This is a genomic window from Paenibacillus sp. RC67, from assembly GCF_030020805.1.
Taxonomy (GTDB): domain Bacteria; phylum Bacillota; class Bacilli; order Paenibacillales; family NBRC-103111; genus Paenibacillus_S.
Genome location: NZ_CP125098.1, coordinates 6,756,650 through 6,773,678, shown reverse-complemented (window position 1 = coordinate 6,773,678; position 17,029 = coordinate 6,756,650). Strand labels below are relative to the sequence as shown.

16 protein-coding genes are annotated in these 17,029 nt (G+C 46.3%); 14 read left to right on the top strand and 2 right to left on the bottom strand.

The window, feature by feature from the left end; genetic code table 11:
• The first annotated feature begins 167 nt into the window (after positions 1 to 167).
• The 7 genes from QMA13_RS30710 to QMA13_RS30680 all read left to right on the top strand — a co-directional run bounded on the left by QMA13_RS30710 (position 168) and on the right by QMA13_RS30680 (position 7,286).
• Positions 168 to 965 carry a nucleotidyltransferase domain-containing protein gene (locus QMA13_RS30710; RefSeq protein ID WP_282937438.1) on the top strand — a complete coding sequence of 266 codons (798 nt, stop codon included), beginning with the start codon at positions 168 to 170 and terminating at the stop codon, positions 963 to 965.
• Between the two features lie 455 nt (positions 966 to 1,420).
• Positions 1,421 to 2,869: a polysaccharide lyase 6 family protein gene (locus QMA13_RS30705; RefSeq protein WP_282937437.1), complete on the top strand. Its 1,449-nt coding sequence runs from the start codon at positions 1,421 to 1,423 to the stop codon at positions 2,867 to 2,869.
• Between the two features lie 319 nt (positions 2,870 to 3,188).
• The gene (locus QMA13_RS30700) at positions 3,189 to 3,761 is read left to right on the top strand and encodes an RNA 2'-phosphotransferase (protein WP_282937436.1); all 573 of its coding nucleotides are present in this window, start codon (positions 3,189 to 3,191) and stop codon (positions 3,759 to 3,761) included.
• Positions 3,761 to 4,552 carry a TatD family hydrolase gene (locus tag QMA13_RS30695; RefSeq protein WP_282937435.1) on the top strand — a complete coding sequence of 264 codons (792 nt, stop codon included), beginning with the start codon at positions 3,761 to 3,763 and terminating at the stop codon, positions 4,550 to 4,552. The genes QMA13_RS30700 and QMA13_RS30695 overlap by 1 nt, the downstream gene beginning before the upstream one ends.
• Before the next feature lie 136 nt (positions 4,553 to 4,688).
• The gene (locus QMA13_RS30690) at positions 4,689 to 5,921 is read left to right on the top strand and encodes an aminopeptidase (protein ID WP_282937434.1); all 1,233 of its coding nucleotides are present in this window, start codon (positions 4,689 to 4,691) and stop codon (positions 5,919 to 5,921) included.
• Between the two features lie 81 nt (positions 5,922 to 6,002).
• Positions 6,003 to 6,476: a Cys-tRNA(Pro) deacylase gene (ybaK, locus tag QMA13_RS30685; protein ID WP_282937433.1), complete on the top strand. Its 474-nt coding sequence runs from the start codon at positions 6,003 to 6,005 to the stop codon at positions 6,474 to 6,476.
• A gap of 249 nt (positions 6,477 to 6,725) precedes the next feature.
• Positions 6,726 to 7,286, top strand: a complete 561-nt coding sequence (locus tag QMA13_RS30680) for a pyridoxamine 5'-phosphate oxidase family protein (protein WP_282937432.1) — start codon at positions 6,726 to 6,728, stop codon at positions 7,284 to 7,286.
• Positions 7,287 to 7,683: 397 nt separating this feature from the next.
• Here the strand turns inward: QMA13_RS30680 and sda are convergent, their stop codons facing one another.
• Complete coding sequence (sda, locus tag QMA13_RS30675; RefSeq protein ID WP_282937431.1) at positions 7,684 to 7,866, bottom strand: sporulation histidine kinase inhibitor Sda; 183 nt, start codon at positions 7,864 to 7,866, stop codon at positions 7,684 to 7,686.
• A gap of 35 nt (positions 7,867 to 7,901) precedes the next feature.
• Between sda and QMA13_RS30670 the strand changes: the two genes are divergently transcribed.
• From QMA13_RS30670 to QMA13_RS30640, 7 genes are all read left to right on the top strand, one after another.
• Complete coding sequence (locus tag QMA13_RS30670; protein ID WP_282937430.1) at positions 7,902 to 8,066, top strand: hypothetical protein; 165 nt, start codon at positions 7,902 to 7,904, stop codon at positions 8,064 to 8,066.
• 363 nt (positions 8,067 to 8,429) lie between these two features.
• Positions 8,430 to 10,244, top strand: a complete 1,815-nt coding sequence (locus QMA13_RS30665; protein WP_282937429.1) for a sensor histidine kinase — start codon at positions 8,430 to 8,432, stop codon at positions 10,242 to 10,244.
• The gene (locus QMA13_RS30660) at positions 10,241 to 10,891 is read left to right on the top strand and encodes a response regulator transcription factor (protein ID WP_282937428.1); all 651 of its coding nucleotides are present in this window, start codon (positions 10,241 to 10,243) and stop codon (positions 10,889 to 10,891) included. The genes QMA13_RS30665 and QMA13_RS30660 overlap by 4 nt, the downstream gene beginning before the upstream one ends.
• A 59-nt stretch (positions 10,892 to 10,950) precedes the next feature.
• Positions 10,951 to 11,832 (top strand): polyprenyl synthetase family protein, encoded by an 882-nt coding sequence (locus QMA13_RS30655; protein WP_282937427.1) that lies wholly within the window; start codon positions 10,951 to 10,953, stop codon positions 11,830 to 11,832.
• A gap of 83 nt (positions 11,833 to 11,915) precedes the next feature.
• Complete coding sequence (locus QMA13_RS30650; RefSeq protein ID WP_349254182.1) at positions 11,916 to 12,749, top strand: glycerophosphodiester phosphodiesterase; 834 nt, start codon at positions 11,916 to 11,918, stop codon at positions 12,747 to 12,749.
• Between the two features lie 137 nt (positions 12,750 to 12,886).
• Positions 12,887 to 13,228, top strand: coding sequence for a DUF1904 family protein (locus tag QMA13_RS30645; protein ID WP_282943651.1), 342 nt, complete (start codon positions 12,887 to 12,889; stop codon positions 13,226 to 13,228).
• 214 nt (positions 13,229 to 13,442) lie between these two features.
• A complete protein-coding gene (locus QMA13_RS30640; RefSeq protein ID WP_282937426.1) occupies positions 13,443 to 15,665 on the top strand; it encodes an RCC1 domain-containing protein in 2,223 nt (740 codons plus the stop codon).
• 75 nt (positions 15,666 to 15,740) lie between these two features.
• Here the strand turns inward: QMA13_RS30640 and QMA13_RS30635 are convergent, their stop codons facing one another.
• The gene (locus QMA13_RS30635; protein WP_282937425.1) at positions 15,741 to 16,898 is read right to left on the bottom strand and encodes a HEAT repeat domain-containing protein; all 1,158 of its coding nucleotides are present in this window, start codon (positions 16,896 to 16,898) and stop codon (positions 15,741 to 15,743) included.
• Positions 16,899 to 17,029: the final 131 nt, after the last annotated feature.

The following is a 17,029-nucleotide window of genomic DNA, read 5'->3' as shown; positions in this document are numbered from 1 at the left end:
GCGTTAGGGTGAAAATGGAAAAAAATCATATCGTCATACTTTCGCCATGTTCGCAAACCTCAGAATAGGCGATGATAGGACTTGTAAAGCGTAAGCCTTAAGAGGCATTCGAAGGGGCATACTGGAAACGAATCCTAATAGCTATATCGGACAGGAGGGGGAAAAGGTTGATCGATTCCCATTTTAGACAGCTAATCAATAAAGAGCTTCAGCTCATAGAACAAAAAGAGCAGGTGCGTATTTTATTCGCCTGTGAATCCGGGAGTCGAGCATGGGGGTTCCCGTCCAAAGACAGCGACTATGATGTTCGTTTTATTTATATCCGTCCTATCGATTGGTATTTATCGATATTTGACAAAAGAGATGTCATCGAGCGGCCGATCAGCAGTACTCTCGACATTAACGGATGGGATTTGAAGAAGGCGTTGAACCTGTTCCGCAAATCGAACCCGCCGCTGCTCGAATGGCTGCAATCGCCTATCATCTATTACGAGAAGTATTCGATAGCCGATCAAATCCGCGGGTTATCCCCGCTTTCTTTTTCGCCAAAATCTTGTATGTATCACTATCTTCATATGGCCAAACGCAACTATCGCGACTACCTTCAGGGAGAACGGGTCAAGATCAAAAAGTATTTTTACGTGCTGCGGCCGATTTTGGCCTGTCTGTGGATTGAGAAGGTTGGAACGATGCCGCCGATGGAGTTCGATATTTTGGTTAAAGCGCTTATTCCAGAAGGTACGGATCTGGAGCTGGCTATTCAGTCGCTGCTGATACGTAAAAAATCCGGAGAAGAGCTTGACCTTGAACCGAGAATCGAACCCATCAACGTATTCCTTGAGCAGCAGATCGAATATTTCGAGCAGTCCGCTGGACGAATGAGTGACACCGCGACAAATCGGGATGAACAGCTCGATGAGCTGTTCAGATCGGCTTTGACGGAGGTATGGGAGAGTCCTTCCTAGGAAGGACTAAGCTTGCCGAGAAACCTGTGAAACTTGAAATAGTGCAATATACTCTGATGGGGTATGCCCCTCCAGCCGCTGTTGAAATCCGTGAATTTGATCAGAATTATTGGTATTTTCACGGATTTCAAAGGCGGACGTAAACTCTTCCGAGGCATACTCCACCTCCCTATATAGCAATTTCTCGTGGAGACATTTTCTCGACAATCTGGGCCTTCTCGGAAAGGCCTCTTTCTATATGGATATAATAAGTGAACATTTTACATAAATAAGTGGGTTTCGAGTATTGCAATTGAAAACGCATCCAAATATAGTGAGAAGGTGCAGGAAAAATCTAGCATTATCTCGGTCTGCATAGTCTTGCCAATGAAGGGATGGATATAGTGATATCTCGTAAAAAGACGTTTGTTTTGCAATGCATATGCACTTGCATGCTGGTTTTTCCTTCTGTAGGAATGGCAGTACCAGCTCAGGTAGCTCCTATCCAGGCTTCAAATGGTAACAGCACCAACCTTGACGTTGTTCAAGCTATTTATGTTTCTACTCCGGCAGAGCTCAATGCAGCTATCTCCGGGGCCGTAGAAGGAACCATGATTGTGCTAGCTGACGGAACGTACGCAGATACTGCTTTTCCTATTGTCAGCAAGAATGGTAGCGAGACTAATCCTATCGTGATCAAGGCTGCTAATCAAGGGAAGGCTGTTATTGCAGGCAGCAGCTATTTAAATGTGGACAAATCTTCTTTTGTGACGATTCAAGGTTTGAAATTTATCCAAAACGCCACGACGATTCCTGCGGCAGTTAGGATGATTAACTCCAATCATGTTCGTCTGACCGGCAACACATTCGCCTTGACTCAGCCGTATAATCAAAGTGGATATAAATGGGTATCGCTCGAAGGAGCGACCAGTCATCACAACCGCATTGATCATAATGAATTCGGACCTCGGGCCGATTTGGGACAAATGATTGCTTTTCAGGGCAATGTGATGTCAAAGTATGATGTTATTGAATACAATTACTTTCACGATTCGCTCGCTCAGCCCGTTAACGGAGGAGAAACGATTCGTGCAGGCTTGTCCGGATCATCTATGACCGAGGGATTTGCTACGATACAATACAACTTGTTTGACAATCTCGATAGCGACGACGAAATTGTTTCGGTCAAAAGCTCGAGCAATACGGTTCGCTACAATACGTTCCTTAACAACAAGGGACAGGTCACCTCGCGCCACGGAATGAACAACAGCTTTTACGGTAATTACTTCCTTGGGGATGGGGTCAAAGCAGGGGTAGGTGGCTTCCGTATTTATGGTAATGATCACAAGGTATACAACAACTACATGCAAAATTTGACGCATTTTCCTTTAGATATTGATTCCGGCGACTTCGATGGGGGATCAGACGGAACGAACTACACGAGCGGAGATCTGGCCAAGCATTGGCGGGTGTACCGTGCGTTGGTAGTCAACAATACGATTGTCGATAGTGCGAACGGAATTACCATTGGAAGAAAATACGATAAGGACAAGCCTCCTGTCGACAGCCGGGTTGCCAATAATATTGTGAGAAATTCGAAGGGGACGCTGTACAACGAAAGAATACAATCCAATACGGTGTTTGAAGGCAATATAGGGTATGGAAGCACTGTGAGCAACGAACCGCACTCATCCTCTGAGATTCTGAATGTCGATCCGGGATTCACGCTAGTAGATGGACTGCAAAAGCTGTCTGCTGCTAGCCCAGCTATAGGAGCGGCCGTAGGCAGCTATCCTTTCGTGACGGAAGACTTTGATGGGCAGCCGCGTGATGCTTATGATGTGGGAGCGGATGAATATTCTGCAGCACCGATTGTGCGCAAAATATTGACCCCCGCTGATGTAGGTCCAAATGCATTAGACTAATGAAGTGACGGGTAATAAAACGAACTAATGGAGTAAAAATGGCTGTTAAATGTGCTGGGAGCTGACCTAACCCATCTTGGACCGTGTTAAGAAGGTGCTGTCCGAAATGGGAAGTCTATGTGTGGAACGCTCTAAGTTATGTACCTAATGCTGCGAGAGGGAGAAATCCTTCTCGCAGCTTTTTTCATACATGTAAAGGCTAAAACCGTGGTTTTGAAAATAGGAACGGAGTTTATACTTAAATTTTACCAATTATTTTCCTTGTAAATCGGTATAATGAAAATAATTCAATTTGTTAAAGCAATAGGAAGTGATTATTATGCATAACCGCAAATCGGAAATAAGTCTTAGTAAGCTGATGAGCAGGCTGCTTCGGCATACGCCGGAGGAGTTCGGACTTAGGCTAGATCCAGAGGATGGATCTTGTCCACTTCAACAATTGATCCGAGTCATTCAATCGCAGCCGGGATGGAGTTGGGTAACCGCTGAGGATATAGAGCAAGTAGTTGCCAATTCGGATAAGCAGCGTTTCGAAATCCGCGAGGACCGGATAAGAGCAAGATACGGTCACAGCCACGACAAGGTCCAATACTCCCCAGGTAACCCGCCGCAAGTGTTATATCATGGTACCAATACTCAGGCGCTGTCTCCCATCCTGCAAGAGGGACTGCGTTCAATGAATCGCCAGTATGTTCATTTGTCCGAAGGAACTCATTTTGCAAGCATGGCGGGAAGCCGCAGAGGGGAGCTAGTCATACTGTCAGTCGACACAAGAAAAGCAGAGCAAGCAGGAGTCGTATTCTACTATGCGGGTAATGAGGTATGGCTGGCGGATTCCGTCCCAGCGTCTTGTTGTGCCGTTCATTTCAACCTAGATCCGGAGGAAATCTGATGAATTCACAAACTATTGATATTGGTGTAAATTTGCTGCACCGTTCGTTTCAGGAGGATCGGGAGCAAGTCGTCGCCCGCGCAGCGAAGGTTGGAGTATCACCGATCATCATAACGGGAACGAGCCTTCGCAGCAGTCTGGAGGCCGCACGATATGCCGGTCGATTCCCGGGCCAGCTGTATGCAACAGCAGGAGTCCATCCTCACGATGCCAAAAGCTGCAATGATACAACCTTAAAGGATTTGAAAAAGCTGGCTGCGCTGCCTCATGTCGTTGCTATTGGGGAATGCGGCTTGGACTATAACCGGGATTTCTCCCCGCGTGAAGTGCAGAAAAAGTGGTTCGAGGAGCAGATCGCACTTGCTTCAGAGCTCAGAATGCCTTTATTTCTGCATGAAAGGGAGGCTCATCACGATTTCGTTGCTCTTCTTAAGAAGCATCAGGACCAGATGGGTAAAGCAGTCGTTCACTGTTTTACGGGCAATCTATACGAGCTTCGCACGTATTTGAATATGGGCTTCTACATCGGTATTACCGGATGGATTTGTGATGAACGACGGGGGAAGCATCTGCGCGAGCTGGTCAAATTCATTCCTCTCGACCGATTGATGCTGGAAACGGACGCTCCTTTTCTGACTCCGAGAGACATGGATGTGAAGCCTACAAACGGACGCAATGAACCGGCGTTTCTACCTCATGTTGTGAAGGCTGTGTCGAACTGCTTGGGAAGACGTCCAGAAGAGGTAGCGGAGGCGACGACCTTGACGGCTAGACAGTTTTTTGAAATATAGTGGACAGACCGCTTTGATCCATCATCATGCTTTAGTTAACTTAAACTTTCCTATGTGGTAAGATAAAACTTGATGTTTTTTCTTAAAAGTCGGATAATTAACCAATGGATAAAAATGATCAAAGGGGCACTGTCGCATGAATTCGTTGGATATCAATTTAGAAAAGTACGCTGATCTTCTTGTCAAAATCGGGGTTAACATTCAGCCCGGCCAAGTGTTGTTTATTGAATCACCGATTGAAGTCGCACCGTTAACCCGTTACATTGTGAAAAAGGCCTATCAAGCGGGAGCCAAATACGTTCAGGTTGCTTGGGACGACGAGGCGGTTACACGTACCCGCTTTGAGTATGCCCAGGATGAATCTTTCGGATTCTATCCGGAATGGACGGCAAGAATGATGGAGCAGCTGGCTGAAGGCGGTGGAGCGCTCTTGAATATCAAGGTGCCGAATCCGGATTTGTACAACGGCATCGATTCGCATAAAGTATCAACAGCTACTAGAGCTGCTTCTGTAGCGCGCCAAAAGTTCCAAGGCTATGTTCGCAACAAAGCCTTCAGCTGGTGCTTGGTCAAAGCTCCTACGAAAGCATGGGCGTCGAAGGTGTTTGCTGACCTTCCGGAAGACGAGCAGGTTGCTGCTATGTGGGAAACTTTATTCAAAATCAACCGAGTGGATCAGGAAGACCCTGTAGCTGCTTGGCAAGAGCATATTGAAACGCTTAAAAGAATGAGAGAGCGTCTGAACAATAAGAAATACAAACGACTGCACTATAAAGCGCCTGGTACCGATCTATCGGTAGAGCTGCCTGAAGGCCACTTGTGGTTCGGCGGCGAAAGCCTCAACGATCAAGGAATCGCTTTTGTAGCCAACATGCCAACGGAGGAAGTGTACACGCTGCCGAAGCGCGATGGTGTGAACGGCACAGTAAAGAGCACGAAACCGTTGAATTTGAACGGAAGATTGGTAGACCGTTTTTCATTCCGTTTTGAGAATGGTAAAGTCGTAGATTATACAGCGGAAGTCGGCTTGGAATATCTTAAGGATTTGCTGGAGACTGATGAAGGCGCCAAGTACCTTGGGGAAGTCGCGCTGGTTCCTTTTGACTCGCCGATCTCCAATCTGAACCGTATCTTCTACAACACGGGTGTGGATGAGAATGCCTCCTGCCATTTTGCGGTAGGCAGCGCCTATCCGTTTACATTGGAAAATGGGACGAAGATGTCTAAAGAAGAGCTTCTTCAGCGCGGAGCTAACGTAAGCATGACCCATGTTGACTTCATGATCGGTTCTGCTGAATTGGAAATTGATGGTGAGCTGGCCGACGGAACGATTGAGCCTGTGTTCAGAAAAGGCAACTGGGCGTTCTAAAAAATAGGAGTATCCCGCAGGAACCCTTGTTCAGCAAGGGTTTTTGTGCTATTTTAATGTTGAAATGAGGTGGATCGTGCAATGGCTGCCAAAACGAATGCGAGTCGGATATTGGATAAGCTGAGTGTATCCTACACGCTGCATGAATATGAATGGGATGAGGAAGATCTAGCCGTCTCTACGGTCGCGCAAAAAGTAGGTTTGCCGGTTGAGCAGCTGTACAAAACCTTGGTGCTGCGCGGAGACAAGACAGGCGTCATAATGGCTTGCATCCCTGGAGATAAGGAGCTGGATTTGAAAGCTTTGGCCTCCATAAGCGGAAATAAGAAGGTAGAAATGGTGCCTGTGAAGGAGATTATGACATTAACCGGATACATTCGCGGTGGTGTTTCGCCCTTGGGCGTTAAAAAGAAATACCCTCTTTATATGAACCGCTCCGTGCTGGAGAGAGAGCTAGTAAGTATCAGTGCAGGCCGTCGCGGACTGCAAATTTTTGTTAAAGGAACCGATTTGGTCACTGCCTGTGAAGGCATTTTATCGGAAATTACCCTATAGGTCACATTCCATAAACGAAAGAATAAAGGGACTACTGAGTACTAATGATAACCCGTAAGCAGGAGACCTTGAAAGAAGTCTTTCTCATTCAGGCTATCGTTCAACAGACTCGCTGGTCCCTTTTATATATCACGGTCTAAGCTATAGACCATTCCTATGAAGCAAATCGTTAATTCCTATTTTACATTTTTTAGGGGTTAGGCTCATAATGGTAAGGAATAACTCCATTCTGGGAAAGAGGCGATTCATATGGGGACCATGTATTCATCCATACTTCCTGAGCATGAGGAATTTATAAGTAAGCAGCATATTTTCTTTGTTGGATCGGCGCCGCTAAGTGAAGATGGGCACGTCAATATATCTCCCAAAGGGCATGATGTGCTGCGTATCCTATCACCGACGGAGGTTGCTTATTTGGATTTGACAGGCAGCGGCAATGAAACGAGCGCGCACCTGCTGGATAACGGGAGAATTACTTTCATGTTCGTTGCATTCCAAGGAGCCCCGATGATCCTCCGTCTGTATGGAAAGGGCCGTACTCTTTTGCCAGATACGCCGGAATGGGAAGCGCTGGAAGGCCGTTTTGATCTGTTACCGGGAGCACGCCAAATGATTCATGCACACATTCATGCTGTGAAAACCTCCTGCGGCTTCAGTGTACCGTTCTTTGACTATACAGGGGAACGCGTAACGTTGAAGAAGTGGGCTGAGCAAAAAGGAGAGCAAGGACTGCATGCTTACCGCCAACAAAAAAACGCCACCAGTATGGACGGTATACTTACCTCGTTGGGTCACAGCTTTAAGAAATAAACATAGCTGTTAGGGACGATTAGCTTAATACCAGTTGGACGTGGAACGTCAGCTGTCCCAAAATCTAGCAGGTCTAACAGGGATACCGTTGAGGAGTCGTATCCTTCTTCGTGAATCCCTTTCTCTTTTTCTTGAAGTTCTCCATAAACACCACAGCTTGCCGTTTTTCCCTCAATCTGTTGCAGTCAGACAGCCGCTAGAAATAGTCGAGACATTATCCCCAATGCTGTCTCTACCTAGAGATACCTTAGTCCCCCCTGTTATAGGAAGAGGCTTGTTGAAAAAAGAGAGCTTCGGATCGCTTATTAGGAGTCAATGAATGGGGTACAGTATTCGAACAAAAATACGGAGGTAGAAGAGTACAGGAAAAAAGAGGATAGGACGGGTTAAGCCGCCCTTAAGTATGGACGATTTGCTGCTGCTGACGAATGTAAAGCATTTCTGAAGAGTCAGGTGAAATCGGTAAATCCCTGTTTTCAATCTCAGTGCGCAGCAGGGTAAGAAACTCTTCATCGAGCTTGAACCGGATGGCTTCCAAATAACAAAAAACTAACTCCTTGTCTCTAAGCGTTGGATACATTGCATTGCTTCTCCTTTTACATCATAGGCCTGCAAATGAATTTCACTGGAAACGGATTCGGCAATATGTTTAAATTTGTGAGCTCTACGTACAATCTCTTTGGACATTTCTTGAAGGAAATGTTCATTAGACAGGGAGTCCAGGATAGATTGGATCTGTTCCTTGTTATTGAACAGTACAGTCTGGATGGCAAGGGTTAAGCATTCTTCGTCTGTGAAAGCCGCATGGGTAGCAGGCTGGTGAGCTCTAAAAAAATTATTCATGAATTCCCCACAATTACCATTTTTATACTTTTAATTATAGTATAATAAGGTTATCAGATCAGTGCAAAATGTTTGCATATCTGTACATTATTTTTTGCATTTTCGTCAAAAAAAACGTTATTTAAATGAAAAGAGACTGCATATTGGGAGGTGCCCATAATATACAATCCCTTAATGATTTGTTAAAATAATGAAAAATAGCAGAAATCAAATCCAAGGACCATAAGCACCGATTTTTCTTATGTAATCGCTAGCTGGTTGAGTAAATATTTTCATTACGGCTTGTCGGGGAAATTATCCATGAGTATGTTCATGATGCTGCTTCCCGTCGTTTTTCTACATTTTTTGATCGTGTTTATAAAGGAAAAAGGAGAAATTCAGTTTCCATTCCGATTTTTGCGGTATTTGTATAGTACTGTCGCAATCTTGTTCCTGCCTGTATTGAGCTTCAGCACACCGAAGGCATTCTTTTTCTATCAATATAGTATTCAGTTTGTTATCTCGTTCTTTTTGTTCGGTCTGCTGCTTAACTTCTTCTTTCTTGCCTATGTGTCTATGAAATTTCGCAACGAGGTCTCCTACTTATCTACGATTATTAAAACGATTTGGTGGGCGTTAGCCGTTTCCTTTTTCCCGTTTGCCTTCTTGTCGTTTGTCCCACAGTTTATGGGTGAAGACGGGATTAGTTTTTTATATACCTCATGGTTCGTCTTGTTCTTTCCAATAACCTTCACTTACTTGATTTTGTCCAAACAATTGTATGATATCGACTTGGTCCTGCGTCGGTTCGTATTTACGACCGTCATTTCTATCCTTCCTGCCTGCGTAATTGTAATCCTGATAGCCGTCATCGTCATATTTCAACAGGCAGCGACGATACATCATTTGCTGCTCAGCTTCATCTTTATTTTAATGCTGCTTTCCTTCGTTATGTATTCACTAGAATATTTTACGACGAAGCTGGAAGCGGTGATGTTCCCAAGAAAATACCATTTGCAAAATGCATTGAAAAAGATCGCCGTCAATCTGCAATCCATCTCAAGCTTCCGTGAGCTGAAAGATATTATTCTCGTAGATATCGTAAATACGCTGCAGGTGTTTGGAGCGGCTATCATATTTAAATATAAAGATAGGATGGAGACCGTTTTGGAAGGGGACATCGAGACCGCGGAAGTAGAGCGGCTGATATCGTCGGACTCCGCAGAGCATTCGTCCTTACGGCGTTTTGAAATAAATCGGCATGAAGAATACACAAGCTATTTGATCATTGCCAGAAAACGGAACAACACGTTTCTTGGGATGGAGGAGGTTCAATGGTTGAACCTGATTATATCGTATCTCGCTGTTAGTCTGGAAAACATGCATTTGATCAGTAAGCTGCACATGAAGCTTCAGCGGTTGGTCGCTCAAATTCCTAACGAGGATGCTTCGCAAGATTTTATCTGGTTCCGCAAATTAATGTTCGAGCTTCAGGAGGCTGAGCGCAGGCGCATTGCAACCGATCTGCATGATACGACTATGCAGGATTTATTTTTCCTCAAGAAAAGATTCAGCTCGATTGTGGACAAGCTTGCATTTCCAAAGGAAGACATGGAACGGATGAGGAGCATCATTGATTACGTGGAAATTATTAATACGAACCTTCGTCAAAGCTGTTTCGAGCTGCATCCGCATCTGCTGTATGAAATCGGATTGATTCGAACGATTAATAAGATCATTGAAACCGAGAGCTCGTTCTGTCCGTTTCAGTTGGAATTTAATGCCAGGGGTACAGAGCGGATAGAATCATGGGATATGGACTCAAAACGCCATTTTTTTCGCATCATTCAGGAGCTGATTAACAATGCGAAGAAGCATTCGCAGGCAACTAAGGTCAGTATGACGATGATCCAAGAGAACGATCACATTATGCTGATCTATGAAGATGACGGGATTGGCTTTAATGCATACAAAGTGAGTGAAGAGGAGCTGGAGATCGGAGCATCGGGTACGGGAATGGAGCAAATGAAGAGCCGTGTTCTGTATTTGGATGGTCAGATGGATTTCCGGACAAGCAGAGGGAAAGGGCTTCAAATTTGGATTACCGTACCATTAAAGGAGGTGCTGACCGCATGAATGGCTCAATGAGAGTGCTTGTCGTTGACGATCATCCGGTAATGGCGAAGGCAACTAAAGGGATTCTGGAGCAAATAACCGGGATTGAAGTTATAGGAATGGTCGGAAGCGGAGCCACATGCCTCGATTTTGTAGAAACCCATCACCCGGAGATTGTGTTTCTCGACTACCATTTGCCCGACCAGTTCGGCAGCAGTATAGCCAAGGAGATCAAGGCCCGTTATCCAGACACGCATGTCGTTATTTTTACGGGGATTGACGTAGCAGAAATGTATAATCATTTGCTTGATATCGGGGTTAGCGGCATTATTTCCAAAGAATCCAGCGAGAGCGTCGTGCAGCATATGGTGCGGTGCGTTATGGATAATTGTACGGTGCTGCCGTTGTCGCTGTACCACAATATGAGGCTGGTGACGGGACTGCCTGCACAGGAATTTGTACTGACGGAGGATGAGGTGCAAATTATGTCCATGCTGGTCAAAGGGGCTACGCACGAACAGATTGCCAATGAAATCTATGTGAGCAAACGGTCGGTAGACAATTATTTAAAAAAAATTTACGGCAAGATGGGTGTCAAATCCAAGGTGCAGGCATTGGAGCAGTTTGTGCAAAGCCCATATTATACCGATTCGAACCGGGGGGAGTAGCTTGAACCGAGACGTGTTGAACGAGATGGATGCAATCGTCGATCGTTGTGCCCAGACGGATGAAATCTTTCATAGCAGCAAGAGCGGAGGGAGACAGCGTCTGGGCCGAGCTAACGGAAAGCAGCCATAGGATGCTTGGGGGGCAGTCGCGTCATATTACCAGAGCTGCTGCAGTGACGGAGCTCATTATGCTGACGCTTGATATTGTAGACGATTTGCAGGATCGGGACAAAGCGTATAGGATATGGATGCAATGCCCGGAATCGTTCACCTTGAATGCGGTGCTTGCGTTCCTCATGGCATTTATGAATGAGGTAGGGCAGCTTCAGCTGCATATAAGCCATACAGCTCCGCTGCTCACTACTGAGGTCAGCCAATTGGTCCTATTCGCTGTTAACGGTCAGCAGAAAGACTTGAATCCCCTCGTTAATATTTCTGATGAAGAGGATTATTTCAGCATGGTGCAGCAAAAATCGGGATCGCTTATTCGATTGGCGTGTTATTTAGGTTACTCATTGACAGAATCTTCATCTGAGATCACAGAGAGAATAGATGACCTCGCTTATTACTTGGGAGTCATAGCACAAATCGACAATGACGTGAACAATTTGATGCAGTTCAATATGGGAAACGATTTGCTGCAGAGGAAGAGGACGCTGCCTATTTTATGTATGCTTGCTCAAGCACGAGACAGCTTCCCAGAGCTGATTCAATATTATGAAGGGGAGCAGGACCCGGAAGCCTTTATACAGCAGCACAAGCAGGCTTCTCTCATAACGATTGCCGATTCCGGCTGTCTGGAATATGCGCGAATCATTCAATCTCTTTACTATGATAAGGCGGAGCGGCTGTTCGAATCCATTCCTGGAGAACCTCTTTGGAGGGAGCGTTTTAGGAGAGCTACGATAGGCCGCTTCGGAGCTAGCCATGTTGGGAAATAACGGTTGACATTTCATAAGGTTAGAAGTAGTATAGTGACGACAAGTTGATAATTGTGTAGGAGACATGGAGAGATACACATGGATTGTTTAATCAATGGATTAAGCAGTTTATGTGTTTTTTTGCGTTCTCAGAAGCCAATTCTTACGTCTATGATGACGGGAAAGGAATCAATCTTATGCAAAACGACAAACCGATTATTATTGCTCATCGCGGGGCCAAGGGGCTAGCACCCGAAAATACACTGGGTGCTTTCCAGTTAGGAGTAGAGCAGGGCTGTCAAGCTATTGAACTCGATGTTCACTTGTCTGCAGACGGAGAAATCATTGTATGTCACGATGAAACACTCAACCGTACGACGGACGGGCAAGGCAAAATTATCAACAAGACCCTGGCGGAGATCAAAACTTTGGACGCCGGTTCTTGGCATTCTGAGGCGTATCGGGGGGAGAAGGTTCCAACGTTAGGCGAAGTATTCGATCTTGTTCCCGATTCCATTATGATTAACGTAGAAGTCAAGAATACTTACGATGGGAAGATGGATCGGAAGCTCGTGGAGTTTCTTCGAGAACGCAACTTGTTCGATCAGGTCGTGGTTTCTTCCTTTGACCACAAATGCTTGTGCGAAATCAAGCGTTTGGAGCCTAAGGTCAAAATCGGTCTGCTGTATCAGCTGAAATTGGCTGACCCTGTAGCTTATGCAAAAACGCTGGGGGTCGATGTATATTCCCTTCATCCTGATTACCGTATATTGGATAAAGAAGATATGGTGAAGGCTGATCAAGCTGGCATTCAAGTATATCCATATACAGCCAATGACGAGAAGGATTTGCAAGCGCTCATTGATTTAGGGGTATCCGGTATTATTACCGATTTCCCTGGGCGATTGAAAGAGATCCGTTTGCGGGGTCAAGTTTAATACGAAGCGAGACTGAAGATTCACTTCAACGAGAAGGAACGACACATTCAGCTGCCTTGAGGGATATGGAGGCCTGAAGCCACTTGCTTCATGGTTTGGGACGCGGTACACTACAACTAAAACAAGGGAGCTTCACTATGCCGCAGCTTATCGTTAGAGGAATCACAGCCGAACAAATGTGTAAAATCAGTACATCTTTGGTTGAGGAACTAGCATCCATTTGTGAATGCGGGACGGATAACTTCGTTATCGATTGCCTGCAAACAACATCTGTTTTTAACGGGAGCGTAGTGGATACGTACCCTTTTATTGAGGTAACTTGGTTCGAACGAGGGATTGAGGTTCGAGACCGCTTTGCCAAGTCCGTTGCCGATCATGTGAAAGCTATTGGCATTCCGGAAGTCGAAATTGCTTTTACGACCTACCGGGAGGACAGCTATTATTTGAATGGGGAACGCTGCTTCGATAAGTCGGAATGAGCGCTTTTTGCTGTCAATCGGATGGATTACATTGAATAATGGAATGATTGAATGCTATAAAGGTTAAATGACAAGGTGCCGACGCGACAAGCGTTTGGCGCCTTGTTATTTTTTGGAGTGAGAATAAAAGGTTCATCTGATCCATCCTAAGCGCAACATTTTGGATCCTCCTTGCGTATGAGTAATTATCCAGTAATTACCATGAGGTGATTCTATGTTTCGCGAGGCTTTTAAATTTATTACGCGTTATAAATATGCGGCTGCTTTTATCGTATTGATTGGGCTGCTCGCCATAGCTGGCTTGGGACTACTGAGGATCGTTGCGGACCCCCACGGGCATTTTGCAGTCTCCCGTACGTCATTGCAGCCAGTTCCGATACAAACAGCTTCAGCAATTCTTTCAACTGTTCCGGCGCCTCAAGATACCGGAAAACAGCTTGAATCCCTTCCTCTCCCGACCTCCAAGTCGCTTCCATTTCAGTACACAGCTTGTCCTCCGGAGATGAAATGGTTTCCCGATATTGAAATGCCCTCAGGCTATACTCCTGTCGAACAGCCTGTACGCCAAAGGCTTGGAGAGATCAAGCAAATATCGGTCGGCTACGTTTTCGACGGGGCAGGCTATGGCAGTGAATACGGCTCCTCTTATGCGTTGAAGGAGGACGGGACGGTGTATCGATGGGGCGTAACCGAATGGGGCAATAAAAGCAGGCCCAACGGCTTCCCACAGAAGGTGAGCGGCCTAACGGAACCCGCTGTTCAATTAGAGGGCCGCTTTGCATTATTGAAGAGCGGAGAGATCTATGACATGAATGCAGAGAAGGGGCCTCGAAAAATAGATGGGCTCCCCATAGCGTCTTCTTTAGCGCAAGCAGTGGATTCATCCGTCTATGTGATAGGGCGGGACGGAAGCCTTTGGCTATATTCCTTATTCGGATCGGATAGCATTCCAACCATTACGAAAATAGACGGACTTAATAATATAAGCAGTATTAAGGCGAGCCCATTTATCACACTGGCTTTAGATAAGGAAGGCAGGCTCAGACTGGCTAAGAGTCCCTTCGATAATTTGTTAACGAACGAGACCTTAACACTCGCTTTGCCCGAGGGTGTTAAAGCAAGGCAGATTGAAACGACCATGTCGAACGATTTCCCCGCCTTTGTATTATCGGAAAGGGGGGATTGGTTCCTTATCAACGGTGAGAGGCAGATAGAGCCTATGAACGTCCAGCAAGCTTTCCTGCAAATGACGGCTTCCCAGAATACAGTAATAGCGCTAAGAGTGGACGGTACGGTGTGGGCTTGGGGGGAGAGCTCGAATCTATTGCAAACAGAAGGTCAACGGATAGAGCCGAACCATGCGAGGCAGATCGACGGATTGACCGATATTAAGGCTATCGCAGCAGGCACGGATCACCTTCTGGCGCTGACGAACGACGGCTATGTGCTAACCATGGGTTCCAATATGTACGGTCAGCTCGGTCGTCTGCCCATATATGCCGCGGACCCACAGCCGTTCGGAACGTGGCCGGACGTAGACGCTATGTTCCTTTTTGAAGACCGATTATTGGCGGTCACCCATGGCGATTTATGGGCATTGTCCTATGAGGGAGCGGCCAAACCTGTCGTTCTGGATCAAAACATAACTAAAGCGTTCGGAGCGCTGGGACATTTTGCAGCTTTGACGGCTGACGGAAGGCTGCTTGTCGCGGACTCTGAGGATTCCAAGCCGTGCAGGGTGCTGAAAGCTGATGCACCTATCGTTGATGCATCATCGGTCACGGGCGGGGTCTTGATTGCTATGTCCGACGGTCGTGTGTTCCTTGGAGAGGGGAACATGCATGAGCTGCATCAGGCAAAGGAGCTCAACTTCGAGCTGATGCCGGAAGGGAAGGCAGCCCGAGTGTTCGGAAGTCCCATCCCGTTCGTTCTAACGGATAAAGGGGAGCTGTATTACAACCAGCGAACCGAGAACGGTGCTATCATCATGGAAAAGGTGGAGATACCGGCCGCAGTCAAACAGTGGTCCCCCATCCACTATGTTTTCTTTGACGGTATCGGTTATATCGGTAAAGTGCTTGACGAGGACAATCAGGTGTATGACTTGGAGCTAAAGTTGAGTCACCAAGCTGACGAGATAGGTCCAACGGCATCCATCAAGCTCAGTCCTACAGGACGGCACGCTTCAAGCCTAACCGGAGGAGCCGAGGTGGATAAGGAGGGGCACATCTATGAGCAGGGGAGTAGTGTACCGATAGATACTCATCTGCCTCCCAGCATTCGTCTTCGTGATGCGTCCAGCTTGTATCACTATTTCATTGAAGGTAGAACCTACTTCTATCATTTCTTAGCTGCGGAGGACGGAACCTTGTACTGGCTCGGAGATTGGCCGCATTCAGGTCCTCAGAAGGAACCTGGTTTTGCTTCCTTGCCTTAGTGTTGAGATACAGCCTATAGGGGGAAATCAAAGGGGACAGCCGATCGGCTGTCCCCTTCATTACCATGAGGTAAATTAAATTTTCATTGTATCCACATAATTCGGGCTGCCGCTCAGGAGCCAGTTACGATGGCGGATAGCTGTTTCATCTTGCTCCGGTTCGCCGTAGGGCCATTTCTCCTCTGTGCTTTCAACATACTCCTTGATGAGCATGAGGAGAGCTGCGCTCCATTGACGGGTTCCTTTAATTCCTGGTACAAGAGGGTAGTATTTGTCATAGGCTGCACGGATTAGTGCATGAGCGACTTCTTGAAGGACGCTTGGCACATCGGCTTTTTCCAGCTTGGCAGCCAACAATTCAGGTACCTCCAAGTCATCATTTGAAGCATGGCTTTCGTATTCGAACTCGGTAATGACTCCTTGCTCCTTAGCCATCCACAGCTTCATCCGATCCAGTGCGGGCTTGAACGCCGCAGGTACGGAAACCGTTAATTCCGGTTCCGGGTTGTCCAAATTAATGACGAACGATTCGTCAAATTTATTTATTTTTGCATTGCCGCGGACTCCTAGCCAGCGAAGTGCGAGCAGGGCATGAGTTCTGACTTTGCCGTCTATTTCTTCATTGCGGCATACTCTGCGGAGCAATTTCTCACTTCGCGGATCAGGGAGCATACAGAGCAGCCTTACACCAGTCAGCACAGCTTCAGGGTCTTCCAGCCACTTCTTGATGTGTTCGTAGATCGAATCGATCGATTCTTCAAGCAGCCAATCGAGCTCAATGCGGCGCGCAGCGTACTCCCCAAGGTTTAAAAGTCCTTGCTCTTGAAGCGTTTCAAGGCCGTGTTGGCTAACAAGCTCTTCATGCGCGTTCTTCAAATCTTCACCCATTTGGGTGAACAGCTCTTTATCCGAAGCGCTGACCCCTTTCATTTGGGAGATCAACACAATCCACTCGCCTAATGCGCCTGGGTTTTGCTGCCAGAGCATCATGGAGAACGTAATTAAATCGCGATCGAACTCAAGAATTTCATGATGAAGCGCATAACGCGCCAACATCGTTTGTGCATCATGTTCTTTTCGCATGAGGCTCAGAGCCAGAATCAGACCGTTCCACGCATTGCTGTTAGCCCGATCCTCTAGAATGGCACGGTAAAAACAAAACGCGGCGGCGCCGTATGATTCCGCTTGCAAGTAATGACGGCCCAATCCGCCGATATTTTCTTGTTGACTCATTTCTTCTACCCCCATGACAAAATTGGCTATAGTGGAAGTATACCTTATATGGCGGATTGTTTAAAATTATTTTTATCGACAGGGACGAAATTACATTTTGATCAAGTCAAAAGGAGGAGTTCCACATGTTA